Annotated in this window: 21 protein-coding genes and 1 pseudogene; 6 read left to right on the top strand and 16 right to left on the bottom strand. The window is 63.9% G+C overall.

All coding sequences use genetic code 11. From position 1 onward, the window contains the following. Positions 1-7: 7 nt before the first annotated feature. The 8 genes from N7650_RS13405 to N7650_RS13370 all read right to left on the bottom strand — a co-directional run bounded on the left by N7650_RS13405 (position 8) and on the right by N7650_RS13370 (position 8703). Entirely contained in the window at positions 8-1162 is a 1155-nt protein-coding gene (locus tag N7650_RS13405) for a hypothetical protein (RefSeq protein ID WP_279898610.1), read from the bottom strand. Then, a complete protein-coding gene (locus N7650_RS13400) occupies positions 1141-2577 on the bottom strand; it encodes an alkaline phosphatase family protein (protein WP_279898608.1) in 1437 nt (478 codons plus the stop codon). The genes N7650_RS13405 and N7650_RS13400 overlap by 22 nt, the downstream gene beginning before the upstream one ends. Next, a complete protein-coding gene (eboE, locus tag N7650_RS13395) occupies positions 2564-3799 on the bottom strand; it encodes a metabolite traffic protein EboE (RefSeq protein WP_279898607.1) in 1236 nt (411 codons plus the stop codon). The genes N7650_RS13400 and eboE overlap by 14 nt, the downstream gene beginning before the upstream one ends. Then, positions 3796-4680, bottom strand: a complete 885-nt coding sequence (locus N7650_RS13390; protein WP_279898605.1) for a TatD family hydrolase — start codon at positions 4678-4680, stop codon at positions 3796-3798. The genes eboE and N7650_RS13390 overlap by 4 nt, the downstream gene beginning before the upstream one ends. A gap of 56 nt (positions 4681-4736) precedes the next feature. Beyond that, entirely contained in the window at positions 4737-5477 is a 741-nt protein-coding gene (locus N7650_RS13385; protein ID WP_279898603.1) for an EboA domain-containing protein, read from the bottom strand. Beyond that, a complete protein-coding gene (locus tag N7650_RS13380) occupies positions 5474-6361 on the bottom strand; it encodes a UbiA family prenyltransferase (protein ID WP_279898602.1) in 888 nt (295 codons plus the stop codon). The genes N7650_RS13385 and N7650_RS13380 overlap by 4 nt, the downstream gene beginning before the upstream one ends. Continuing rightward, positions 6358-8244 (bottom strand): 3-dehydroquinate synthase, encoded by a 1887-nt coding sequence (locus N7650_RS13375; RefSeq protein WP_279898600.1) that lies wholly within the window; start codon positions 8242-8244, stop codon positions 6358-6360. The genes N7650_RS13380 and N7650_RS13375 overlap by 4 nt, the downstream gene beginning before the upstream one ends. Before the next feature lie 186 nt (positions 8245-8430). Then, complete coding sequence (locus N7650_RS13370) at positions 8431-8703, bottom strand: hypothetical protein (protein ID WP_009405375.1); 273 nt, start codon at positions 8701-8703, stop codon at positions 8431-8433. Positions 8704-8837: 134 nt separating this feature from the next. Between N7650_RS13370 and N7650_RS13365 the strand changes: the two genes are divergently transcribed. Further along, the gene (locus N7650_RS13365) at positions 8838-9944 is read left to right on the top strand and encodes a Gfo/Idh/MocA family oxidoreductase (RefSeq protein WP_279898599.1); all 1107 of its coding nucleotides are present in this window, start codon (positions 8838-8840) and stop codon (positions 9942-9944) included. Between the two features lie 42 nt (positions 9945-9986). Here N7650_RS13365 and N7650_RS13360 read toward each other — a convergent pair whose 3' ends face one another. Together N7650_RS13360 and N7650_RS13355 are read right to left on the bottom strand one after the other, a co-directional pair. Then, the gene (locus N7650_RS13360; RefSeq protein WP_009405377.1) at positions 9987-10451 is read right to left on the bottom strand and encodes a hemerythrin domain-containing protein; all 465 of its coding nucleotides are present in this window, start codon (positions 10449-10451) and stop codon (positions 9987-9989) included. Between the two features lie 96 nt (positions 10452-10547). Then, positions 10548-12302, bottom strand: coding sequence for a glycoside hydrolase family 15 protein (locus N7650_RS13355; protein ID WP_279898684.1), 1755 nt, complete (start codon positions 12300-12302; stop codon positions 10548-10550). Between the two features lie 197 nt (positions 12303-12499). Between N7650_RS13355 and N7650_RS13350 the strand changes: the two genes are divergently transcribed. Beyond that, the gene (locus N7650_RS13350) at positions 12500-13555 is read left to right on the top strand and encodes a M28 family peptidase (RefSeq protein WP_279898596.1); all 1056 of its coding nucleotides are present in this window, start codon (positions 12500-12502) and stop codon (positions 13553-13555) included. Here the strand turns inward: N7650_RS13350 and N7650_RS13345 are convergent, their stop codons facing one another. Further along, positions 13556-14413 carry an SDR family oxidoreductase gene (locus N7650_RS13345; RefSeq protein WP_279898595.1) on the bottom strand — a complete coding sequence of 286 codons (858 nt, stop codon included), beginning with the start codon at positions 14411-14413 and terminating at the stop codon, positions 13556-13558. 171 nt (positions 14414-14584) lie between these two features. On the opposite strand from N7650_RS13345, the gene N7650_RS13340 reads away from it, so the two are divergent. Beyond that, a complete protein-coding gene (locus N7650_RS13340) occupies positions 14585-15109 on the top strand; it encodes a hypothetical protein (protein ID WP_279898594.1) in 525 nt (174 codons plus the stop codon). A gap of 187 nt (positions 15110-15296) precedes the next feature. Here the strand turns inward: N7650_RS13340 and N7650_RS13335 are convergent. Next, positions 15297-15578 (bottom strand): annotated as a pseudogene (locus tag N7650_RS13335) (short chain dehydrogenase); the annotation flags it as partial. A 14-nt stretch (positions 15579-15592) separates the two neighbouring features. Beyond that, entirely contained in the window at positions 15593-16795 is a 1203-nt protein-coding gene (locus tag N7650_RS13330) for a zinc-dependent alcohol dehydrogenase (RefSeq protein WP_009405383.1), read from the bottom strand. A gap of 141 nt (positions 16796-16936) precedes the next feature. Here N7650_RS13330 and N7650_RS13325 point away from each other — a divergent pair, with 141 nt between their 5' ends. After that, a complete protein-coding gene (locus N7650_RS13325; RefSeq protein WP_279898593.1) occupies positions 16937-17581 on the top strand; it encodes a dTMP kinase in 645 nt (214 codons plus the stop codon). Here the strand turns inward: N7650_RS13325 and dapA are convergent. Then, the gene (dapA, locus tag N7650_RS13320) at positions 17578-18441 is read right to left on the bottom strand and encodes a 4-hydroxy-tetrahydrodipicolinate synthase (protein WP_279898592.1); all 864 of its coding nucleotides are present in this window, start codon (positions 18439-18441) and stop codon (positions 17578-17580) included. The genes N7650_RS13325 and dapA overlap by 4 nt on opposite strands. A 750-nt stretch (positions 18442-19191) precedes the next feature. Here dapA and nfsA point away from each other — a divergent pair. Continuing rightward, positions 19192-20013 carry an oxygen-insensitive NADPH nitroreductase gene (gene nfsA / locus N7650_RS13315; protein ID WP_279898590.1) on the top strand — a complete coding sequence of 274 codons (822 nt, stop codon included), beginning with the start codon at positions 19192-19194 and terminating at the stop codon, positions 20011-20013. Between the two features lie 93 nt (positions 20014-20106). Here nfsA and N7650_RS13310 read toward each other — a convergent pair whose 3' ends face one another. After that, positions 20107-20670 (bottom strand): carboxymuconolactone decarboxylase family protein, encoded by a 564-nt coding sequence (locus tag N7650_RS13310; RefSeq protein WP_279898588.1) that lies wholly within the window; start codon positions 20668-20670, stop codon positions 20107-20109. 10 nt (positions 20671-20680) lie between these two features. After that, complete coding sequence (locus N7650_RS13305) at positions 20681-22009, bottom strand: aspartate aminotransferase family protein (protein WP_279898586.1); 1329 nt, start codon at positions 22007-22009, stop codon at positions 20681-20683. Positions 22010-22233: 224 nt separating this feature from the next. Between N7650_RS13305 and glnH the strand changes: the two genes are divergently transcribed. Continuing rightward, positions 22234-22977, top strand: coding sequence for a glutamine ABC transporter substrate-binding protein GlnH (gene glnH / locus N7650_RS13300; protein WP_037061913.1), 744 nt, complete (start codon positions 22234-22236; stop codon positions 22975-22977). Positions 22978-22991 lie beyond the last annotated feature (14 nt).

Genomic DNA, 22991 nt, shown 5'->3' with positions numbered 1-22991 from the left:
GTGCTCCTTAAGGACGCTGCCACTGGGCGCGCTTGAGCGACCAGACGTAATCGAGTTTGTTGTAGCCCTTGAACGCCGTCTCCGGCAAAGGCGCCGTGGGGTAGACGATGCCGTCCTTGCCATCCTGGCCGCTGAGGGTGAAGTTGAAGTAGCCGTCGTCCTTGGAATAGGCCGCCGTGCCGTGGCAGGCGGAGCACGAGGACTGGCTCTGGAACGCCGATTCCAGCTGCGAGTTGGCTAGCAGTTTCGGGTTGCTATCGATCTGGGTGCCGATCAGTTCGTAGCGCGACAGGTTGCCGTACCACTGCTGGAATTGGGCGTTGACAGGCACTGCCTCGGCGGTCGGCCCGGTGCTGTTGGTCATCGGCTTAGGCGGGATGGCGTTGGTGACCGTGTATTTGCTGTTGTTGACGTTCTCGAAGGTGGTCCAGACCCACTGGGGAACCAGCTTGTTGATTACGTGCAGGGCGCTGAGCGCGGCATAGCCGACCGTGTAGCTGCCGTCGTCGTTCTGGTAATAGGCCTGGGCGATGTAGTAGCCATCGTTCTCCAGCTGCTTCTGGTAGGTGGTATCGGTGCCGATCCATAACCAGCCCGCTTTTGCCTCCCAGGACGTGGCCGGGAAGTCCAGGTTGGCGGTCAGGGCACTCTGGCCGTTGGTGTTGTAGACGCCTTTCTGCACGATGTAGTCGAAGGTGGATTCGCTCATCAGCAGCTGGAAGCGCACCGGTTTGCCGCGTTGCGACGCCGGCACGGTCTTGCCATCCATTTCCAGCGGCAGGCCATCGACCTGCAGGATGGCATTGAGGTTGTGGAAGGCTCGCTGGGTGTTCATCCCCGGGATCCCGGCGGCCGCTTGCGTCACTGCCTGGGGCGGCGGCGCAAGCGTGTAGGCACCAGGATTGGCGCCGTTGGCCAGGTACACCTGGTCCGACGGCTTGAGGGTTTCCCAGACCCGGTCCAGGCCATTGGCGGCAGGCTGGTTCAGGCAATTGAACCAGTTCCAGCTGAGGGTTTCCTTGCTCGCATTGAGCTGTGCCAGGGCCTGGGCCTGATTGCCGTTGAAGGTGAGGAAATTGCTGCACTCGAAGGGGTTGGTGTTATCAGCCTGGGCCAGTCCGGCCAGTGTACTGAGAACGGTTATTGAAATGGCTCGCCGCATATGTGCTCCTTGGCATTGGCCAGGTCGTTAAGGTTCTGCCCCAGGAAATGCCGAAGGAGCAGAGGTTTGACCGCCGTTGCCGCCATACTCCGCGGCAATGGCACGTCGCAATCGGTGATGAGCAACGGCCCGGCCTGCTCGCTGGCAGGCGGACGTCCATGACTGCCGCGGACCAGTCCGGTGTCCAGCGGGATCAGGTCCATGTAGTAGCGAAAGCCGAGCTTTTTCTGCAGCAGGCGGCGCGCCACTTTCAATTTGGGGAAGCGAATGGCCGGATTGACGAACAGCTCCACCGGGTCGTAGCCGGGCTTGCGGTGGATATCCACGGTGCGGGCGAAGTCCGGCGCCCGGGCGTCGTCGAACCAGTAGTAGTAATCGAACCAGAACCCCGGCGCGGCGATCGCCACCAGCTCGCCGCTGCGCGTGTGATCCAGTTGCCAGGTGCGCTGCTCATGTTTGTCCAGCACCTGCTCGATGCCGGGTTGGCGCTCCAGCAGGGCCTTGACCCGGGCAATGTCCGCAGCCCGCCTGACATACACATGGGCGATCTGGTGATCGGCCACGGCAAAGGCGGCGCTGGCGCCCGGATCAAGCAATTCCCAGGTCAGCGACTGGCGCACCTGCAGCAGGCCTTCCTCGCGCAGTACGCGGTTGATCGATACCGACCGCTCGACCGCTTCGATGCCGTACTCGGACAACAGCATCACCGCCGCGCCCTGGTCGCGGGCGAATTCCAGCAAGCGCCCGACTTCATGATCGATGGCCCGCACTTCGGCGCCGATCGACGGGTGCTCGGGGCCGAGCCTCTGCAGGCTGTAGTCGAGGTGCGGCAGGTAGATCAGTTGCAGGTCGGGCCGGTTGAGCTGGAACTCCAGCAGGGCGCAATCGACGATCCAGCGACTCGATGCAATGCCCGCCGCCGGGCCCCAGAAACCGGGGAAGGGGAACTCGCCGATCTGCGCTTCGATGCGTTCGTGCAGCCCCGCCGGCGACGAGTACAGGCCGAAGATCTTGCGCCCGTCGGCCGGGTAGTGCGGACGCGGAGTGATCGAGGCATCGACATCGGCGTACATGTTGTACCACCAGAACAACTGGCTGCAGCGGAACCCGGGCAGCTCGCGCCTGAGGGTTTCCCAGACTTTCTCGCCCTGGATCAGCGCATTGGGCTGCAGCCAGAAGCGCACCTCGGCCTGCTCGCGAAAATACCAGCCGTTACCGACGATGCCGTGCTGTGACGGCGGCGCGCCGGTCAGGATCGAGGCCTGCACGGTGGAGGTCACCGCCGGGAACGAGGGTTGCAGGCTGGCCATCCGTGCGGTTTTCAGCAGGGCGTTGATACATGGCGTGTTGGCCCCTAGCAACGAGGGCGTCAGACCGACCACATTGATCAGCAGCAGGGGTTTACGGGCAGGCATCGGCAAGTCCTTCATGCAGCGGTTGTTGCAGCAGGCGGCGCTGGTGCAGTTGGGCTTGAACCCAGTCCAGCTCGGCGCCGATACCGCGCAGTTGGGCCTGTTCGTCCGTGGGCCGCAGTTGTGCGGGCAGGACACCCCAGCTGTAGGTTTCCACTTCGAGTACCGGACGCAGGCCGGGGTGGGCCGCCAGGTAGTCGAAGGTCTGCCCCAGAGCGTGCTGGCTGCCGCGAAGCTCGGGCAGCAGCAACTGCTCGCTGAACAGCGGGACGTGAAAGTGAATGCGCAATTCCCGATAGCGCCCTGGGTGGCTGGCGCACTCGTCTAGCGCGGCGGGCAGGTCCGTCCAGGCCACCAGCCGGCCGTCGTGGCCGCGGGCCTTGACCTGATGCAGGTAGGTGGCCTCGGAAAACCCGGCAAGGACGTCGAGCACCTGCCTGAAGCGCGGGGCGTCCTGGCCCGGCAGGCGGCAGATCATGGCGCTGGACAGCTGGATCTTGCCGATCGGCACGCCGGCCGCTTGCAGCCGTTGCAACGAGCGGTAGCAATCTTCGAACATCACGGCCTGGTGGCAGACGTCGAAGCACAGCGCCAGATAGCCATGGTGCGGATCGCTGGACTGCCAGTGGCGGAAGAAGGCGATGGCCTGGTCGGTGTTCTCCAGCACGCAGTCGGGTTCCATTTCCAGGCAGAACACCACCTTTTTTCCCGTCTCCTCATGCAAGCGGGCCAGGCCGGCGGTGAGCTGGCGCAGCTGGTTTTCGGCACGTTGCTGCAACGACGGGCTCCAGCCGGCGGCGTAGCCGAGGGGGACGGTGGAAATCACCCCCTCGGCACACCCGGCCGGCAGGGCGTGCGCCAGGATGCGCGCCAGGTTCAGGCTGTAGGCAAGGCGTTCGGGCATGGACCAGTCGGGAAGGTAGACGGCGGCCTTTACCGCGCCCTCATGGAATTCACCGTAGGGAAAGCCACTGAGCGAGGTCAGGCGCAGGCCCGTTTCCTCCAGCAGGTCGAGGAACTGGCGGCGTGCCGCCAGTTCCTGCAACTGGTCGGCGGCGTGGGCGCAGATCCACAGGCCGCTGTCCTGATGGCCCAGTCCGCGCAGGCGGCGTACCGCCTGGAAGTGCCGGTCGATGGAAGCGCGCAGCCCGGCCAGGTCCCTGGTCGCGTGCACGTTGCTGCAATAGCCGACCTGGCTGGGCGTCCAGCCCGTGGCGGCGCTCATTTGACCACCGGGTCCTGGCCGCGCAGGGCGGAGTTGTCCTGCCAGGTCTTGCGCTGGTCGATGGGCAGCGGCGTGCTGACCAGCGTCTTGTCCAGCTGGCCGCTCTGGGCGAAGAAATCCACCGGGTTATGGAACAGCACCTGTTCCACCTGGGCCTCGCTGAAGCCCGCTTCGCGCATGGCCTGGCCGGTTTTCGGCACCTTCAGCGGATCGCTCACGCCCCAGTCGGCGGCGCTGTTGACGATCATCTTGTCGGTCCCGTATTGCTGGAGCAGCGCGACCATGCGCTGTTCGGACATCTTGGTGTTGGGATAGACCGAATGGCCACGCCAGCAGTCGCTGTCCAGCACCAGGGGCAGGGTCAGTTCGTTCAGGTGGTCGATCACCACCAGGTGCTCCGGGATGCCCACTTCGCGGATCACCGCCAGGGTACGCTTGGTGCCGCCGATCTTGTCGCGGTGCGGGGTATGCACCAGCACCGGCAGCTTGAACTGCCTGGCCAGGTCCAGCTGAAGGGCGAGGAAACGGTCCTCCTCGGGGGTGATGTCGTCGTAGCCGATCTCGCCAACCGCCACCACCCCGTCCTTCACCAGGTAGCGCGGCAGGATGTCCACCACCTCCTGGGCCAGCTGCAGGTTGTTGGCTTCCTTGGGGTTGATGCCGATGGTGCAGAAGTGGTGGATGCCGAACATGCTGGCGCGGAAGCGCTCCCAGCCCACCAGGGTATCGAAGTAGTCGGCGAAGCTTCCGACGCTGGTCCGGGCCTGGCCCTGCCAGAAGGCCGGTTCGATCACTCCGGTGATGCCGGCGGCCGCCATGTTCTGGTAGTCGTCGGTGGTACGGCTGACCATGTGGATGTGTGGATCGAAATACTTGGGCATGCTGAATCCTCATCTGCTGCGGGGAATGATCGGGTGTTCGATGGCGTGAATGCTGTTCAGGGCCCGGCGCAGTGCGCCTGCCACTCCGCCGGCAAGCAGCCTTCCCGGTGCAGGTCCGCCAGGCGCTGGCGCTGGGCCGGTTCAAGCAATTCGAAGGCAATCAGCCGCGGCAGGCTGGCCGGCACGGCACGGTTGGCGGCCAGTTGCTCGTCCATCAGGTCGAGGGCGAGCTGGTTGAGTTCGGCGTTGCGGCGTTGCTCGATGCCGATCACCCGGCCAGCGTCGAGTCCCATGCCCAGGGCCTTGAGCAGCAACTGCTGGAACGCGCGCTCGGGGTAATGGCGGGACGGGTAGGGGTTGTCGAGGGCGAGAGCCGCGAATACCCGCGAATTGCTGGTGCGTCCGGCCAGCAGGGCCAGGTCCACGCAGGCGCCCTGGCTATCAAGCCAGTCCAAGGCCTTGAGCAGGGCGATCTTTTCCTCGTCGTCGCCCCACAGGAACAACTGCTGCAGCAAGGCTGGCCGGGCGTGCGCGGGATGGGCCTCGCTGACCTGGGCCAGCAGCAGCGCACGGGCCAGCTCGATCGAGTCCCGGTCCTCGACGCCGGGCACTGCCTGGCGGCGCAGATGCCGCTTGCACTGGCTGCTCAGCATCGCCGCGCCGTTGGCGTCCGCAGTTTGCCCGAGGCGGTTGCGCGCTTGCAGCCACCATTGCTGCTCACTGCTGTCGAGCAGTGCTGTCAGGGCCTGGTTCCATTCGGCCAGGCCGGTGTCGCGCAGGGTCACGTCCATACTCATGTCGGTTTGATCCAGCGTTGCAGGCGAGGAAGCAGGAAGAACACCAGCACGCACAGCAGGCTGCCCACGGGCTGGTTGGCCACCGCCATCACCAGCGCGTCGAACAGCGGCAGTGCTGCCAGGCCTGCACCGATGAAGGCGCGGACCTTGAGGTGCCGAGGGTTGGCCAGGTGCAGCCAGTAATGCCGGCCCAGCCAGCCGAGCCAGAGCAGCAACACGGGCCAGAACCACAGGGTTTCGGCATACACCGCCAGGGCCAGCGGGCTGAGCATCAGCAACAGGGGCAGGCGGCTGACCAATCGGTTGCGGTGCTCCTGGCTGGCCAGGTAGGTGAGTCCGCTGATGTAGACGCCAAGCAGGATCGCGCAGAGCCAGATAGGCTCGGGCGGCACCGCCAGGCTGGCTGCGGCGCACAGGTACAGTGCCGAGCGGCAGGCACCCATCAGCCAGACGCTGTGCACGTATTTCTTGTGCAATAGGTTGTAGCCGAGGATGCAGCCGACCAGCAGGGTGACGCTGCCTAGCAACCATCCAGGCTGTTCGATCAACCGGCTCAGGCCCAGTGCCGAGGTGCCGGCCAGGGCCAGCAGCAGCCACGAGGCAACACGCACCTGCTGGCGGCTGACCAGGCCAAGGGTGATCGGCCGCGGGTTGTTGTGCTGTCGATCCCAATCGGCATCCAGCAGGTCGTTCAATAGCATGCCGGCCAGGTACAACAGCGACAGGGTCACCAGTAGCAGGATCCACACCAGCGCCGACGGTGGCGCCAGGGCGCCGGCGCTGCTGGCCAGGAGCGCAGCGGCCAGGCAATTGGTCCACACCGTGGGCAGGTTGGAGACCCTGCCGAGGGTCATCCAGGCCTTGAGGTTCGGTGCCTGGCTCATTGCGCATAGCCCTCGTGCAGGTGGAAGGGCGATGCACCAAGGGCGGATAGCCGAAGCAAGGCCTGCTCCATGATGCGATCGTCGATTTCATGCAGGTCGATGCAGCCACCGATGCGGTCGAGCATGGGGATCGACAGGCGCCCCCCCAGATGCTGGCGGAACTCTTCCAGCCCCAGCAGCACCAGGGAGCGCCCCTGCGCATCCTTCAAACCCAGTTCCGGCGGGCACAGGTCGAAACCCAGCCGTTGCAACAGGTTGATGATCCGTTCGCTATCGGCATCGCCGAGCAGGCCAAGGGCATTGGCGTACAGCGCATCGAGGGCCATGCCCACGGCTACCGCTTCGCCATGGCGCAGGCGGTGCTGGCCGAGTTTTTCCAGTTTGTGCGCGGCCCAGTGGCCGTAGTCGAGCGGGCGGCCATTGCCACGTTCGAAGGGATCGCCGGCACCGGTGATATGCGCCAGGTGCAGTTCGGCGCAGCGGCGAATGGCATGGCGGCTGGCGGCAGGCTCGAAGCGGGCGAGCTCGTCTACCTGTTGCTCCATCCACTGGAAAAACGTCCCGTCCTTGATCAACGCCACCTTTACCGCTTCGGCCAGACCGGCGAGCTGGTCGCGGCGGCCGAGGCTGGTGAGCAACTGGAAGTCGTTGATCACCGCATTGGCCGGGTAGAAGGCGCCGAGCAGGTTTTTCTGGCCGAAGGCATTGATGCCGTTCTTTACCCCGATACCGGCGTCGTTCTGCGCCAGTACCGTGGTCGGGATGCGGATCAGGCGAACGCCGCGGTGGAAGGTCGCACAGGCATAACCCACCGAATCCAGCAGGGCGCCACCGCCCATGGCGAGCACATAGCAATGGCGGTCCAGGCCGTGGTGCAGCATGTCGGCGTACAGCTGTTGCAATACCTCGTCGGTCTTGCTCAGCTCGCCGGCGGCCACGCTGATCGGTGCGGCCTTCAGGTGCAGGTCGGCGCTGCGGGCGCTGAACCAGCTCGAGATCTGCCCCGCAAGCTGCGGGTTGCATTGCAGCAGTCGTTGGTCGGCAAAGATCAGCACGGTCACCCGGCCATGCTGCCCGGCGGTCAGTTGCTGGCGCAGGCAATCATTGCCCGGGGCGAACAGGTGATCGGTGAACAGCACCGGGTAGTCGTAGCTGACGGTGAAACGCCCGCGCAGCGCGTGCTCCTGGGCTTGCCCGCGCAGTTTCTTCGCCAGGCCATGACCGGCCATGAACAGCCCGGGCAGGACCATGCCCGCGCACAGGGTGACCAGCAGCGCATTTTGCTCTGCCAGGAAGCTGCCCACGGCGCTATATACCAAGGCATACGCCAGGGCCAGGCCGGCATTGGCCAGGGTGGTGACCAGGACGAAGCGGCGCATCGGGTAGCGCTGCATGCCGGCAGCCACTACCGAGGTTTCCGCCAGGACGGGGACGCCGCGCAGGCAGATCAACGACAGGGTGCCGAGTGTGCGGCCAAGCTGCCCCGGCTGACGACGATGCAGCCCCAGGCGACCCGCGAGCATGCGGAAATATCCGGCGCCGAGGGCATACCCCAGCCAGGCGCCGAGACACAGGCCGAGGAAAATCACCAGGTAACCGCCGGCTCCGCCCAGTGCGGCCACGGCCAGCAACGCCACCACGCTCGACGGCACCGGCAGCACCACGTCGAGCGCCAGCAGGGCGACCAGCAGCAGGGCCAGGTTGGCTTTTTGCGCGGGCGTCTCGGGGAGGTACGTCTCGAGGTGGGTGAGGAAATCCAGGATCTGCTGTTCGAATGCGAGGAAGCTGGCGATCACCAGCCCCGAAAAGCAAATCACCGAGACCCAGAAGGGGGCGGCATACACCCGTTTTGCGGGTGCACGACGCCAAGGAGCGCGCTTCATCAAGCATCCCTCTTGATAGTGTTGTAACTGATGTCCGTTTCAGTGTTTTGAGGCTGAGCGTCAATGCTCGGAAGAAAAAAGGTCTCCGGGGGCGGGTGATATTGTTTTGATGGCTAATTTGACGGTTGTCACAAACTTAGACGGTCGCCGCGCTTTTGCAAGGCGCCGGCTGAACGAATTGCCGACTTAGGTGTCGGTGGCTTTCCCAATGGTTGCCTCGGCATCCATAAGGGTGTTTTTCTTCCAGCCGCGCAGGTTCATGGCGCACAGACACACCTGCAGCGCGATCAACGCCCAGGCCTGTGCCTGCCAGCCCCATATGGCCCACAGCAGGTTGCTGGCGATAAAGCAGCAAAAGCCGATCTTGCGGCGTCCCGGGCGGCGCGAGCCGATGCACCAGGCAGCCAGTACGGTCAGTGCCATGGCCGGCCAGTCCAGCAATCCGATCCAGTGTTCCATCCGATAAACCCCTCTGCGGTACCTTTCGATGTGTGACTGAATGGCCCGGAGCGCGGTTCAAGCAAATTTATGGAACCGCTCTGGGCGGCGCCTTGCCAACACTTCTGCGTGTCAAAGACTACAAGGAGGGCAACATGCCCAATGCAGAAGGCAAGATTCGATATGGCGTGGTGGCGGGCGGCTCGATTTCCCAGGGTGCGTTCATGCCCGGCGTCGGGCAGACCGACAACTCGGTAATGACTGCGCTGGTGACCGGCGATCCACAGAAGGCCACGAAGCTGGCCGACCGATACGGCCTCAAGGCGTACGCCTACGAAGACTACGCCGCGTTGCTGGCCTCAGGCGAGGTCGATGCGCTGTACATCGCCACCCCGAACTTCCGCCATCGCGAGTTCGTGGTACCGGCCCTGGAGGCGGGGATCCACGTACTGCTGGAAAAGCCGATGGCTACCAGCGAAGAGGACTGCCAGGCGATGATCGCCGCCGCCAAACGCTCCGGGGCGAAGTTGATGATTGCCTATCGCTTGCATTGCGAGCCGGGCACCCTGGACATCATCGGTCGGGTCCGCGCCGGTGATTTCGGCGACCCGCGACTGTTCACCTCGACCTTCACCCAGACGGTCAAGCCCACCAATCACCGGGCGCACAGCGGCTTCGGCGCCGGCCCGGTGCCGGACATGGGCCCCTATCCGTTGAACATGGTTCGCCAGTTGTTCAACGCCGAGCCGATCGAGGTGTCGGCCATCGGTGTCCATTCACCCGGCAGCGCCGTGGACACCTGGGATACGGTCACGGTCAGCCTGCGGTTTCCGGGGGAGCGCCTGGCGCAGTTCACCCTGAGTTACTGTCTGCCCGACAGCGAGCGTTTCCAGTTGCTCGGCACCAAGGGTGAGATCGAAGGGTCGCCTTGCTTCGGTTATGGGGAGGGTGTAGCGATCAGTTACCGTGCCACCGTGGATGGCGAGCCCCGAGAGCAGGTGCACCCGGTGGTCGATCAATTCGCCGGCGAAACCGCGTATTTCTCCGATTGCATCCTGCAGGACCGGCAGCCGGAGCCCGATGGCGAGGAAGGATGGCGGGACGTGCGGGTGGTGATGGCGATCGAGAGGGCATTGCAAAGCGGGCAGCCGCAGCGCCTGGAACCGCTGGAGTCGAGGCGCACTGCGCAGCGTGAGCAGCGTCGGGAATTCCCGCTGGCGCAGGTTCCGCCCTTCATCGATACCGAATCGCCTACGCAGTAAGAACTAAGCCTGCGCGCCTTGCGGGCGCGCAGGCCGGTTGCATCAGGCCGCGCGCTGTTCGCCCTTGAGCAGCTTCTTTTGCATCTCCATGGCCTGGCCCAGTTCATCGAGCTTCGCCTTGCCCAGCAACTTCTTCGCGGTCGGGAACAGCTCGCTTTCCTCTTCCTCGATATGGTGCTCGAGCAACTCCTTCATCACCTTGACCCGCCCGGCGAACTCCACCGTTCCCGGCTCGGTTTCCAGCAGGTCGGGAATCACCAGGGAATCGACGGTACGGTGTTCTTCCTTGGCTTCGTAGTACATCTTCGCCTCTTCCTTGCCGCCGGCCTGCTTGATGGCCGGATAGAGGATTTCTTCCTCCAGCTGGGTGTGGATCTGCAGTTCCTGCTCGATGCGGTGCAGCAGCTCGGCGCGTTTCTTGACGGCGCGCTCGGTAGTGGAGGACAGCTCCTCCAGCAGTTTTTTCACCAGTTCATGGTCCTTGGTCAGCAGCTCGATAGCGTTCATGGATTCACCTCTTCATGGGCTGGATAAACACGGTCTTGCACAGGGATGGAGCCGGGTTCAAGCGAAAGGGTTCAATGCCGATGATGGCCGGCACGATCAACGTTGCGGCCCCTGGCCGCCGATGGCCAAGGCGGCGCGCAAGGCGGCCAGGTGGGTCAGGCCCTGGGGCAGGTTGCCGAGGAAATGGCCTTGCACGGGATCGATCATTTCCGAGTAGATGCCCACGCCGTGGGCAAGGCCAGCCAGCGCGTCGCCGTAGGCAGCCCGGGCGCGCTCGTCCTGGCCGAGCAGGGCCCAGGCCTCGATCAGCCAGAAGGTGCAGGCCAGGAAGCACCCTTCCTCCTGCGCGGCCTGGCTGTAGCGATAGTGGAAAGCCCCGGCGCCGAGCTCTTCATGGACCGCGTCCAGGGTGCTGCGCAAGCGCTCCACCGACGGGTAGCCGAAGCGCACGGCCAGGGCCACGGATGCATCCAGACGATCACTGTCCGGGTAGAACAGATACGCCTGGCGCGCCTCGCTCCAGCAGTGCTTCTCGATCCACTCCCGGACCCGCTCGCGTTCGCGCTGCCAGCGTTCGCGGCAGGTGGTCGGCAGGTGCCCGCCATCAGCCAGTTCGATGGCCCGGCTGAGGGCCTGCCAGCAACTGATCTTCGAGGTGGTGTAGTGGCGGCTTTGCTGCAGCTCCCAGATCCCGGCGTCCGGCTGACGCCAGCGGTCCGCGCATTGGTCGGCCAGGCGCGAGAGGATCATGGCGCTGGAGGTGTCGAGAATGTTGCCGCTATCGATGAAGCAGCGCGCGGTCTCGAAGATATCGCCGTACACCCCGTGCTGGAGCTGGTCGCGTGCGTCGTTGCCGACCACTGGCGGAGAATTCTTGTAGCCCGGCAGGTCAACGGGCCGCACGCACTCGCCCAAGGCACCATCGAGTGTGTAGAACACCCGCGGCCCGTGCTCGCCGAGGCGGCGCAACAACCAGGTGAAGGCCGCCTTGGCCTCCGGTTGCGCACCGATGCCGATAAAGGCTTCGATGGTGTAGCTGGCGTCCCTGATCCAGGCGAAGCGGTAGTCGTAGTTCTTCAGGCCACCGATGCGCTCGGGCAACGAGGTGGTCGCCGCCGCCATGATCGAACCGCTGGGCGAGGACAGCAGCAGTTTCAACGCCAGGGCATTGCGTACCACCGTGGACCTGTACGGTCCGTCGTAGTGCAGGGTCGTTGCCCATTGCCGCCATTCGCGGTCGGAGCCGTCGATACGCTGGTCGATCAGTTCCAATGGCGGTACCACCAACGGCTCGTTGTGCCCGGCGATCAGCGCGAGCACGGTTTTCTCGCCCTTCGAGACCCGGGCGCGGGCCCTGACGCCGAGATCGTCCTTGCGCTGGATGGCCAGCCGCTCGTCATGCAGGAACAGCCCAAGAATGTCGCCGGCATAGAACACGCAGCCATTATCGTTCGACGCCAGGTAGGGGCTGACGGTGTCGGCCTGGGTGCCGAAATCGATGGCGACATCGAACTCGAGGCTGCCCTCCAGGCCTTCGATGCGCCGCGCCAGTTCGGCCCAGGGCAGGCGCCCGGCGGGGCCACTGTTCAAGGATTCGACCAGGCGCGCGCGGCCACTGGCGGTGATGAACAGGGTTTCCAGCACGTTGCTGTCGGGCAGGTAGCGCCGCTCGGTGCGAAAGGCTTCGCAGGGGGTGATCGCGAAATAGCCGCCAGTCCTGGGCGACAGCAGGCGGTCGAACAAGGGCGGCGAGTCCATGTGCGGCACGCACCACCAGTCGATGGAGCCATCCAGTCCGATCAGCGCCACCGAGCGGCCATCGCCCAGCGCCGCATATTCCTCCAGCAGCAGCCAGCCGCCCTGGTCGCGTCGAGGTTCGCCGTGTTGGGTGTCAGGGGTCGAGTCTGTGGTCACGGTGCGGCCTCTTGAGCGGTGGGGTCTGTTTCTGGGACAGGCCGGTGAAGGCGGGAGTTCGTCCGGAATCAGGCTGAACGCGCTGCCGCGCGCGGCGGTCAACCGCAGCATCGACGCACAAGGGAGCTGCAAGGGTGGATATCGCAACGCTATTGGAAGAACTGCTGGCCGCTCGTGGGCCCGGTGGCCAGGAGGACGAGGTGCGGGTGATCTGTCAGCGGATGCTGGAGCCGCTTTGCGATGAAACCCGCATCGACGAGGCCGGCAACCTGGTCGCAGTGATCCGTGCCGGGGGCGACGCCGACCCTGCCTCATCGATCAGGGTCATGGCGCATCTGGACGAGATCGCCATGATCGTCAAGAACGTCATGCCCGACGGCACCCTGCAAGTGCTGGCGCTGGGCGGCGCGCAACCGATCAGCTTCGGGGTCTGCCCGGTGGATATCCTTGGCGACCGCCTGGTGTGTCCCGGAGTGCTGTCCTACGGGTCCATGCATAACAGCGGAAACAGTGCCAACGGGCGTGACGTGCTCAAGGGGGCGGTGCAGTGGAAGGATGTGCATGTCGTCACCCGCCAGACCAGGGCGCAGCTCGAAAGCGCCGGGGTTCGCCCTGGCACCCGTGTGGTTTTCAGCCAGCACTGGCGCAAGCCTTTCCGCGTAGGGGACTGTATTGCAGCGCACTTTCTCGATGACCGCGCGCCGTTGGTCGCGGTTATCGAATGCGCCAGGCGCCTGGTCGAGCGGCGCGAGCAACTGCAGCAGGATGTCTGGTTCGTGTTGACCACGATGGAGGAGGAATCCAATGCCGGTGCCATGTACGCCGCTTCATGGCTGCCGGGCAACACTACCCTCGCCGTCGAGGTCGGGCCTGTACTCGACGAGTACGGCACGCGCCTGTGCGCCGACCCGATCGTCAATACGGGTGACCAAAAAGGCTATTACAGCCGCAGCGTGGTACAGGGCTTGCTCGCGGCCTGCACGCGGGCAGGGTATGACCCACAGGCGGCGCTACTGGTGGATTTTGCCTCGGATGCCAGCGCGGTGCTCAGCAGCGGCATTGATGCCCGCGCGGGCTGCATCGCCATTCCTACGGAAAATACCCACGGTTTCGAGATGGTCGTGTTGGACGGCATAACAGCCTGTGCGGCCAGTCTGGTGGAATACCTGATCCGGCCGCAGGCCGGTTGATCAGAGAATCGGCTTGCCGCCCGTCACCGCATAGCGCGAGCCCGAGATATAGCTGCCTTCGTCCGAGCCGAGCAGCACATAGATCGGCGCCACCTCGACGGGCTGGCCCGGACGACCAAGCGGTGTCTGCGAACCGAAGTTCTTCACCGCGTCTTCAGGCATGGTCGCCGGGATCAGCGGCGTCCAGATCGGGCCCGGCGCGACGCTGTTGACGCGGATGCCCTTGCTGCCGAGCAACTGCGCAAGGCCTGCGGTGAAGTTGGCGATGGCGCCCTTGGTGGTGGCGTAGGCCAGCAGGGTCGGGGTCGGGTCGTCGGAATTGACCGAGCTGGTATTGATGATCGAGCTGTCGGCAGGCATGGACGGCAACGCAGCCTTGCAAATGCGGAACATAGCGGTGATGTTCACATCGAAGGTGCGCACCCATTCCTCGTCGTCGATGTCGTCCAGGCTTTCCCGGGTCATCTGGAACGCGGCATTGTTGACCAGGATGTCGATGCGGCCGAACCGGCCCACGGTCTTCTCGACGATATCCTGGCAGTGCGCCTTGCTCGCCAGGTCGCCAGGCAGCAACAGGCACTGGCGCCCGGCAGCCTCTACCCAGCGTGCGGTTTCCTGGGCGTCTTCATGCTCATCAAGATAGGCGATGGCCACATCCGCACCTTCGCGTGCGTAAGCGATCGCCACGGCGCGGCCAATGCCGCTGTCGCCGCCGGTGATCAGGGCGATCTTGTCCTGCAGGCGACCGCTGCCGGTATAGCTTTGTTCGCCGCAGTCGGGGTATGGCTCCATCTTGCGCTGCGAGCCGGGGACGTCCTGGGGTTGGGTGGGGAAAGGCGGGGTAGGGTAGTCGTGCATGGCGATTCTCCTTCGTTCGATGAGGCTGATATGAATTCGAAAGACAGGGCCGTGCAGGGTTGAGGTGGATCCCGGGTCGGTGCGACGAGCGGTCCTGTGCCGCGATTCCACTGAATCTTTATGCCGTGCCTGGTTCTACCGCAGACGTTCAAACGCAACCGGGAGCATCGAGTGCCGCGCATCATCACCCCGTCCACCCCCGAACACGAGATCAACGAACGCAATGCCAGGATGTTCGGTTCGCCCAAGGAACGCCTGGATTTCTACCGCCGCGAGATTCAGTACGAAACCAGCATCCTGGCCAACCGCACCGACGCCTACCTCACCGCACAGTCGTTCCTGGTGATCGCCTTCGTGTCGTGCATGGGCAACCTGAATCCCGGCTGGGGCCCGAGCTTCACGCTCATGGTCGCGCCGTTCCTGGCATTGCTCGGGGTGTTGAGTTCGCTCAATGCCTGGCCGGGCATCCATGCGGCGTTCAAGATCATCGAGCATTGGCAGCTCAAGCAAAGTCATCTGCTGCGCAGCGAGCCGATGATGGGCCTGGCCTATGACGAGTCGCCGCTGTTCAGCGAGGCGGAAACCTCGCGGGTCGGGCATCGCAAGTCGCTGCTGTTTTCCCTGCGCACGCCGTGGATCTTCCTGCTGTTCTGGATCGTGCTGGGCAGCTACTCGGTGTATATCCAGATGGCCTGAAGGAATACGGGGCCTTGCCGGCCCCGTATCGATCGATGCGGCTTCAGTACCTGCGACGCCTCAGCGTTGCCAGGGCAAAGCCGCCCAGCAGCACCATCGCCCCGGCCAGCAGCAGGCCCGGCGCCTTGTGCAACTTCGGTGAAGCCTGTTCGACGGGCTCCCAGCCGTCCTCCGGTTCGACGAAGGCCGAAGCCTCCACCAGCGTCACCGGCAGCACGGCACCGTCTACCAGGGTCAGGGCAAGGTCGCGGATCTCCCCGGCGACCCGGTCCGGAAACACCGGCTCACCCTCGGGATCGAGGCTGTCGTAGATGAAGCGGGTGCCCTCCAGCCAGCCCACTGCCGTGAGCAGTTCAGGGCCGAGGTAGTACTTGCCATCGAGGAAAAACCCCGGGAACTGGTGGGCGCGCTCGATGCTTTCCACCTGGTAGCGCTCGCCGGCCTTCATGCCTGTTGCTGGATCGATCATGGTTGCGTTCTCCTTCATACGTAATCCGTGCCCAGGGTTCCGGCCGCCGCACCCGGCACCAGGATGACCTTGCGGCAGTCATCCTCCTTCTGGTCGAACATCTTGTAGCCCAGCGCCGCTTCTTCCAGGGCCAGGCGGTGGGTGACGATCATTTCCGGTTGCAGCCGCCCGGCCTCGATATGTTCGAGCAGCTCCGGCAGGTACTTTTGCACGTGGGTCTGGCCCATCTTGAAGGTCAGGCCCTTGTCGAACGCGTCACCGAACATGAAGCCGTGGATAAAGCCCGAGTAGACCCCGGGCACGCTGACCACGCCGCCGCGGCGCACCGCAGCGATGCACTGGCGCAGCGCCTTGCCGCTGCTGGTTTCGATCTTCAGCGCGGTGAGCACCGTTTCGGTGGTGCTGCCCTTGGCTTCGAAACCGACCGCATCGATCACCGCGTCCACCCCGCGCATGCCCGGGGTCTGGCGAATGATGCTGTCGGCCGGGTCGTCGTCCTGCTCGAAGTTGATCGGGATCGCCCCGTAGGCTTCACGGGCGTAGGCCAGGCGATAGTCGTTGTCGTCGACGATGAAAATGGTCTGGGCGCCGAGCATGCGTGCGCAGGCTGCGCTGAGCAGGCCAACCGGGCCTGCACCATAGATGGCCACCGACGAACCCTGGCCGACCCCGCCGTTGATCACGGCCTGCCACGCGGTGGGCAGGATATCGGAGAGGAACAGGACCTTGTCGTCGGCCAGGCTGGTCGGCACCTTGAACGGCCCGACGTTGGCCTTGGGCACCCGCACGTAATCGGCCTGCCCGCCTGGAACCCCGCCATACAGGTGGCTGTAGCCGAACAGCGCTGCCCCTGGTGGAATGGCTTTCTTGTTGATGATGGCGCCACGCCCGGTGTTCGTGGTCTCGCAGGCCGCGAACAGGTCCTGGTTGCAGAAGAAGCAACTGCCGCAGGCGATCACGAACGGGATCACCACCCGGTCGCCGACCTGCAGGTTGGTCACCGCGCTGCCGGTGTCCTCGACGATGCCCATGAACTCATGGCCGAAGATGTCGCCATGCTCGGTTTCGGGGATTTTGCCGTGGTAAAGGTGCAGGTCCGAGCCGCAGATGGCGGTGGCGGTAACCCGCAGGATAATGTCGTCGGGCTCGTGTAGTTGCGGGTCCGGCACGGTATCCACTCTGACGTCGTTGGCGCCGTGATAGGTCAATGCTCTCATGCGCTGTCACTCCCTTGGTGGTGGTACGGTCTATTCAGGGGAAGCCGGCAGGCGGGGCAAAGTTCACACGGATTGATCGGAGGTGCGCCGCAGCGGGCCGCTGCCTGTAGAATCCAGCGTCTGTACGCTGCGAGATTCAGCATGTCCTTTATTCGTCCAATGCTGGTGTCCCTGGATGGCCCCAAGGGAACTGGCAAGACCACGCTACTGGAAGCCGTCACCCGGGTGCTGAGGTGCGACGGCCGAAAGGTGATCCGCCTTAGCGAGCGAAACAACGATCCCCACCGGGCCGAAACCATGGCGCTGGTCAATCGGCTCGCCCGGCACCCCGACGCGGACCTGGAGCTGGAGGTATGCGAACGCCTTGCAGACAGCCGTGCCTGGATTTCCCGGCAGGTCCTGCCCGGGCAACCCGCAGGCAGCATCATCCTGATGGACCGCTGGTACCCGTCCGAGGCGGCATTCCGGCGCAGGGTGCCGTTTGCCGAGGTGTTGCGGATCAACCTGGAGCGCGGCGTACAGGTGCCGGACCTGGCGGTGGGCGTGCTGACCGATCCGCAGGTGTCCTGGGCAAGGGCGGCGTCACGCACACGAGGGCTGGGGAGCACCGTCATCCTCAGGTTGGAGGAGCATGTCGCCGCTACCCGGGCCTTCGAGCAGGCGGCGCTGCAGCAGGGGTGGTTCCTGTGCCGCAACGAAGGGACGGTGGAGGAAGCGACCCTGGCGGTGGTGGCTGCGATACGCCGGATAGCAGCACCGCCAAGGCTGCAAGACCACCCTGATTAGAGCAGCGCCGCAAGCACCGTTTGCAGGCGTCCGAGGGTTTGGGCACCGCTGGGCTGCATGGGTTCGCGCAGCTCGTTGGCGATCAGACCCTGCACGCTGAGCGCAGCCTTGACCACGGCGGGATTGGCTTCGCAGAAGGCGGTCTGGATCCACGGCAACAGGCGATAGAACACTGCCCGGGCCGCGCTGATATCACCTTCGTCCATATGCCGCATCATCTGCACGTAGAGGTCTGCCCGGACATGCGCCGAAGCGGAGATGGCGCCGGCACCGCCCAAGGCGAGATGGGTGAAGATCTGCAGGTCTTCGCCGGCCAGCACCTGGGCATGGCCATCGCTGATCAGGGCCAGGGTGGTTTCGATGTCGCCACCACAATCCTTCACCGCCACGATATTCGGGTGACGCACGATCCGGCGCAGTGTCTCCCGCTCGATGCGCACGCCGGTGCGATAGGGAATGTCATAGACCACCAGGGCAACGGACGCGGCATCGGCCACGGTCTGGAAGAACGACTCAATACCCTGCTGCGACGGCCGGATATAGCACGGCGCCGGGACCAGCAGCCCGGCGATCTGGCGCTGCTGGATTTTCTCCTGGAAGGCCAGGACCTCCTGCAGGTTGTAGCCCGACAGGCCCATGATCACCTGATGCGGCTGGGCGACCTGCAGCACTGCATCCAGCACCGCAAGCTGTTCGCCCTTGTCCAGGGCGGCGGCTTCGCCAGTGGTGCCGCACACCACCAGGCCCCGTGTGCCTTCGGCGAGCAGCTTCTTCGCCAGGCCTTGAAGCGCCTCGAAATCGACCTCGCCGGAACGAAAGGGTGTGGCCAGTGCAACCCAGATACCGCGCAAATCAGACATGCATTACTCCTCGGGTAGACCGAACTGGGCGCCAGAGGAGAGAAGGGGAATCAAGCGGGGGAGACCTTGCGCTATCTGTCCTGTCAGCTCATCTGACGGGACAGCGCCCCGGTCAAATGAGCGGCTGTTTCTTGGATTTCTTGGCAACGGACAGGCATGCGCTGGCCGGGGCGTGAAGGCCCGGGGCAGTTGGCATGTCGTCGTTGCTCAAGATCATGGTGGTTCTGTGCTTAAGGAAATGTATCCGGATGATGCGCAAGGTCCGGGCGCTTAGTCAACACCCGAGCGCAGGCGCATGCCGGGAGATGTTCAGCGCCCTTGAGATCGAGCGCCGCCCGCGCGGCGCATCGCTGGCAAGTCGGACCGCCGAACCGCAGCTCCCACACTTGTTGCAACGTGCCTATGTCTGTCAGGCCATGGTTGACCGCCTTGTTCGTACGACGCGATACCGCGCCGAGCCCAACTGCATCCACGCGGTACATCGCCGAACATCCAAAGGCTGGCAACGGAGATCTCACAGGCCATGGTGCGTTGCAACAAATGTGGGAGCTGGCTTGCCAGCGATGCGCCGCGCGGGCGGCGCTCGGTCTGGAGAACGCTGAAGATCTCCCGGCATGCGCTCAGTGGCCATAACGCGGTCCATCGCAGGCAAGCCACGCTCCTGATCACGTCCTCAGATGAAACATTCCAGCCCAGCCCGTGTCCTGCGCGCAAATATTTGATAGCCTCCTATCATTTCGGAGGATTCCCATGACAACCAACGCCCAGTCAAAGCTCGCAGCACGCTACGGCGCGCACGACATCGCACCGCTCGATGCCTGGAACGAAACCCTCGACCAGTTGCTTGATCATCGCAGCGTCCGCTCTTTCACCGATCAACCTCTGCCTGAAGGCACCCTCGAGACGTTGGTCGCCGCGGCGCAGTCCGCCTCCACGTCATCCAATCTCCAGGTCTGGAGCGTTGTGGCGGTGCAGGATGCCGGCCGCAAAAAGCGTCTGTCCGAACTCGCCGGCAACCAGGCCTATATTCACCAGGCGCCGCTGTTCCTGGTCTGGCTTGCAGACCTGTCCCGTGTCTCGCGTATCGCGGAGCAGCAAGGGGTTGAACTGGAGGCATTGCCGTACCTGGAAAGCCTGCTGTTGGGCACCATCGACGCAGCGCTGGCTGCGCAGAACGCCGTGGTTGCCCTGGAGTCGCTTGGGCTCGGGAGTGTCTATATCGGCGGCATCCGCAATGACATCGAAGGCGTCGCCAGGGAGCTGGGGCTGCCTGCCCAGGTTTATCCGGTGTTCGGCCTGTGCGTGGGCTATCCCTCCACTGAGCGCCCGGCCAAGGTAAAGCCGCGCTTGCCACAGCAGGCGGTGCTGCATCACGAAACCTATACGACCGCCGGCGAGGAACAGGTGCTCTCGGAATACGATGCGCGCCTGGGGGCCTTCTATCAACGCGAGGGCATGAAGGCGTCGGGCTGGTCGGAGCAGGTGGTCAGCAGGCTGCGCAATGTTTCGAGCCTGCACGGGCGTGAAGCGCTTCTGGGTGAGCTGGCGCGGATGGGGTTCGGGCTGCGCTAGCGAGAACGTGTTGGGATTATCGGCGGCTGCCCGGCTTTCATGGTATTTGCCGGGCAACCGCGTCGGGGGCATATCTGAAAACGGTCATCACCCTCAGGGTTCGGGGAACGGCAAAGGTGCGGTCGTAGGGCGCCGCACGGCGAACACGTTAAGGGTCATGGCCACCAGGGCGTAGTACCCGAAGATCGCCACCAGCTCGACTACCGCGGGCTCGCCGAACGCATTCACCGCTTCCTGGTAGCGTTCATCACTAACGCGACGCGTACGGTAGAGCTCTTCGCCCAGGTGGTAGACGATGGCCTCGTCTTTCTGGACGAAAGCCGGCGTACGCTGTGCTCGCAGGGCATCGATGACTTCGTCACTCAGCCCGCTGCCGCGCGCAATGGGCTCATGAATCTGCCACTCGGCCTGGGACTGCCACCACGCTGCGGTGAGCAGAATCGCCAGCTCGCTCAAACGCAGGTCCAGCCGGGTGTGGTACCTGCAGAAGGCCCCGAGGCGTTGTGCATGATCAGCCAGTGCCGGGCTATGGATCCAGGCGAGGAAGGGACCATCCAGGTTTCCCCGTGGCCCCTGGAGGATGTCACTCAGCACCTTGCGCTGATCCGGGCTCATCTCGTCTTCATGGAGTGAGGTCAATCGGGATTGAATGTTCATAAGCGCTTTCTCAAACTCCTGCGATTGCGCTGTCTATCGCCAGTGCGAGCTTATCCACGATTTCGTCGATATGACGTGAATCGATGATGTAGGGCGGTGCCAGCAGAATGTGGTCCCCTCGTTGTCCATCTATGGTTCCGCCCATGGGGTAGCACATCAGGCCCTGTGCCATGGCGGCTTTCTTCACCCGCGCATGCAGTTTGATCGAGGGATCGAAAGGCGTTTTCGTGGCGCGCTCATTGACCAGTTCAATACCGCGAAATAGCCCGCGTCCTCGCACGTCACCCACATGAGGGTGCTCGCTGAAGCGCTCGGCCAGGCGGGCTCGCAGGGTGTCCCCCAGCGTGACGACCTGGTTCAGAAGCCCGCGTTTCTCGATGGTTTTCTGCACAGCCAGGGCAGCGGCACAGGCGGTGGCGTGGCCTATATAGGTGTGGCCGTGCTGGAAGAAGCCGGAACCGTTGGCGATAGCATCACGGATCTTCGCGCTGACCAGGGTGGCACCAATCGGCTGGTAACCGGCGCCCAACCCTTTGGCGATGGTGATCAGGTCGGCCGTGATGCCTTCCTGTTCGGCGGCGAACAGCGAGCCGGTGCGGCCCATGCCACACATGACTTCGTCGAGAATCAGCAGCACGCCGTGGCGATCGCAGATGTCACGGACCCGTTTGAAATAGCCCGCTGCAGCCGGAACGGCACCCAAGGTCGCGCCTACCACAGGCTCGGCGATGAACGCCATGACGTTGTCCGGGCCCAGGCGGTGGATTTTCGCTTCCAGTTCCTCGCTCAGCCGCTGGACATACTGCTCGACGGTCTCACCGGGGGCCTGATCACGGTAGGCATAGCTCGGGCTGACATGGCTGACGTCAATCAGCAGTGGCTCGAACTGCCGGCGTCGCCATTCGTTACCACCCGCCGCCAGGGCGCCCAGCGTGTTGCCGTGATAGCTCTGGCGGCGCGCAATCACATGCTTGCGACCGGGCTGGCCAATTTCAACGAAGTACTGCCTGGCCAGTTTGAGTGCAGTTTCCACCGCTTCCGAACCGCCCGACACGAAATAGACCGACTCCAGGCCTTTCGGGGCGCGGGCGACGAGAAAATCCGCCAGCTCTTCCATGACCTCGGTGGTGAAGAAGGAGCTGTGGGCGTAGGCCAGTTGGCCAACCTGCCGACGTACCGCCTCGATGACCTCGGGGTCGCTGTGGCCAAGGCAGGACACCGCTGCGCCGCCACTGGCATCCAGATAGCGTTTCCCGGTGCTGTCGATCAGATAGGGCCCGTCGCCTGCTACGGCTGTGGGGTAGGTATGGTTGAAGCTTCGATGCAACACGTGGCTCATGATCACCTCCGGGGTTTGCGCAAATATTACTTGCATATAAATCATAAGCAACGGATATTTGCATCACGCCATCGGAAGCGCCGCTCGCACCGCGCGGTTTGGCGCGCACAACCGGCATGGAACTGCCGCCAATAACAATCAGGGGCCTGCCCCAAATCTTGCTACTGCCGCTTTCCCTCGGGCCGACAACGGCAACCGAGCCTCACCCTTAAAGAGGAAAGACGATGAAAAAATTTCTTAAGGTATCGCTTGCAGCTGTTGCTCTTGCCATTTCAGGCACTTCCATGGCCGCCGGAAAAGAGCTGCTGATCGCAACAGACACGGCGTTCGTGCCTTTCGAGTTCAAGCAGGGCAATGAGTATGTGGGCTTCGATATCGATCTGTGGGCGGCAATCGCCAAAGAGCTGGGGGTGACCTACAAGCTCAAGCCGATGGACTTCAACGGCATCATTCCTGCGCTGCAAACCCATAACGTGGACGCGGCGCTAGCGGGTATCACGATCAAGGAAGAGCGCAAGCAGGCCATCGATTTCTCCGACGGCTACTACGACAGCGGCTTCCTGCTGATGGTCAAGAGCGACAACGACAGCATCAAGGGTGAGGCAGACATTGCCGGCAAAAGCCTGGCGGTGAAAAGCGGCACGTCGGCAGCCGACTATGCCAAGGCAAACCTCAAGGCCAAGGATCTGCGTCAGTTCCCCAACATCGACAACGCCTACCTTGAGCTGCGCACGGGGCGCGTCGATGCCGCCATGCACGACACGCCGAACGTGCTGTATTACATCAAGACCGCCGGCGAAGGCCAGGTCAAGGCCGTGGGCGCACAGATGATGGCCCAGCAATACGGTATCGGCTTCCCCAAAGGCAGCGAATTGCGTGAGCCGGTCAACGCGGCCCTGAAGAAGCTTCGGGAGGATGGCACCTACGCCAAGATCTATGAGAAGTGGTTTGGCACTCAGCCACAGTAAACCCTCCCCAGTTT

It is taken from the genome of Pseudomonas sp. GD04058 (assembly GCF_029836855.1).
GTDB lineage: Bacteria > Pseudomonadota > Gammaproteobacteria > Pseudomonadales > Pseudomonadaceae > Aquipseudomonas > Aquipseudomonas bharatica.
Note: the sequence above shows the minus strand (reverse complement) of the source record. Positions and strands in the feature narration are given on the sequence as shown.

Coding starts and splice junctions, on each gene's coding strand:
- N7650_RS13305 (WP_279898586.1), bottom strand. CDS start 22,009: ATGAGCCACGTGTTGCATCGAAGCTTCAACCATACCTACCCCACAGCC.
- N7650_RS13400 (WP_279898608.1), bottom strand. CDS start 2,577: ATGCCTGCCCGTAAACCCCTGCTGCTGATCAATGTGGTCGGTCTGACG.
- N7650_RS13310 (WP_279898588.1), bottom strand. CDS start 20,670: ATGAACATTCAATCCCGATTGACCTCACTCCATGAAGACGAGATGAGC.
- eboE (WP_279898607.1), bottom strand. CDS start 3,799: ATGAGCGCCGCCACGGGCTGGACGCCCAGCCAGGTCGGCTATTGCAGC.
- N7650_RS13375 (WP_279898600.1), bottom strand. CDS start 8,244: ATGAAGCGCGCTCCTTGGCGTCGTGCACCCGCAAAACGGGTGTATGCC.
- N7650_RS13370 (WP_009405375.1), bottom strand. CDS start 8,703: ATGGAACACTGGATCGGATTGCTGGACTGGCCGGCCATGGCACTGACC.
- N7650_RS13325 (WP_279898593.1), top strand. CDS start 16,937: ATGTCCTTTATTCGTCCAATGCTGGTGTCCCTGGATGGCCCCAAGGGA.
- N7650_RS13385 (WP_279898603.1), bottom strand. CDS start 5,477: ATGAGTATGGACGTGACCCTGCGCGACACCGGCCTGGCCGAATGGAAC.
- N7650_RS13330 (WP_009405383.1), bottom strand. CDS start 16,795: ATGAGAGCATTGACCTATCACGGCGCCAACGACGTCAGAGTGGATACC.
- N7650_RS13345 (WP_279898595.1), bottom strand. CDS start 14,413: ATGCACGACTACCCTACCCCGCCTTTCCCCACCCAACCCCAGGACGTC.
- glnH (WP_037061913.1), top strand. CDS start 22,234: ATGAAAAAATTTCTTAAGGTATCGCTTGCAGCTGTTGCTCTTGCCATT.
- N7650_RS13365 (WP_279898599.1), top strand. CDS start 8,838: ATGCCCAATGCAGAAGGCAAGATTCGATATGGCGTGGTGGCGGGCGGC.
- N7650_RS13380 (WP_279898602.1), bottom strand. CDS start 6,361: ATGAGCCAGGCACCGAACCTCAAGGCCTGGATGACCCTCGGCAGGGTC.
- dapA (WP_279898592.1), bottom strand. CDS start 18,441: ATGTCTGATTTGCGCGGTATCTGGGTTGCACTGGCCACACCCTTTCGT.
- nfsA (WP_279898590.1), top strand. CDS start 19,192: ATGACAACCAACGCCCAGTCAAAGCTCGCAGCACGCTACGGCGCGCAC.
- N7650_RS13390 (WP_279898605.1), bottom strand. CDS start 4,680: ATGCCCAAGTATTTCGATCCACACATCCACATGGTCAGCCGTACCACC.
- N7650_RS13360 (WP_009405377.1), bottom strand. CDS start 10,451: ATGAACGCTATCGAGCTGCTGACCAAGGACCATGAACTGGTGAAAAAA.
- N7650_RS13405 (WP_279898610.1), bottom strand. CDS start 1,162: ATGCGGCGAGCCATTTCAATAACCGTTCTCAGTACACTGGCCGGACTG.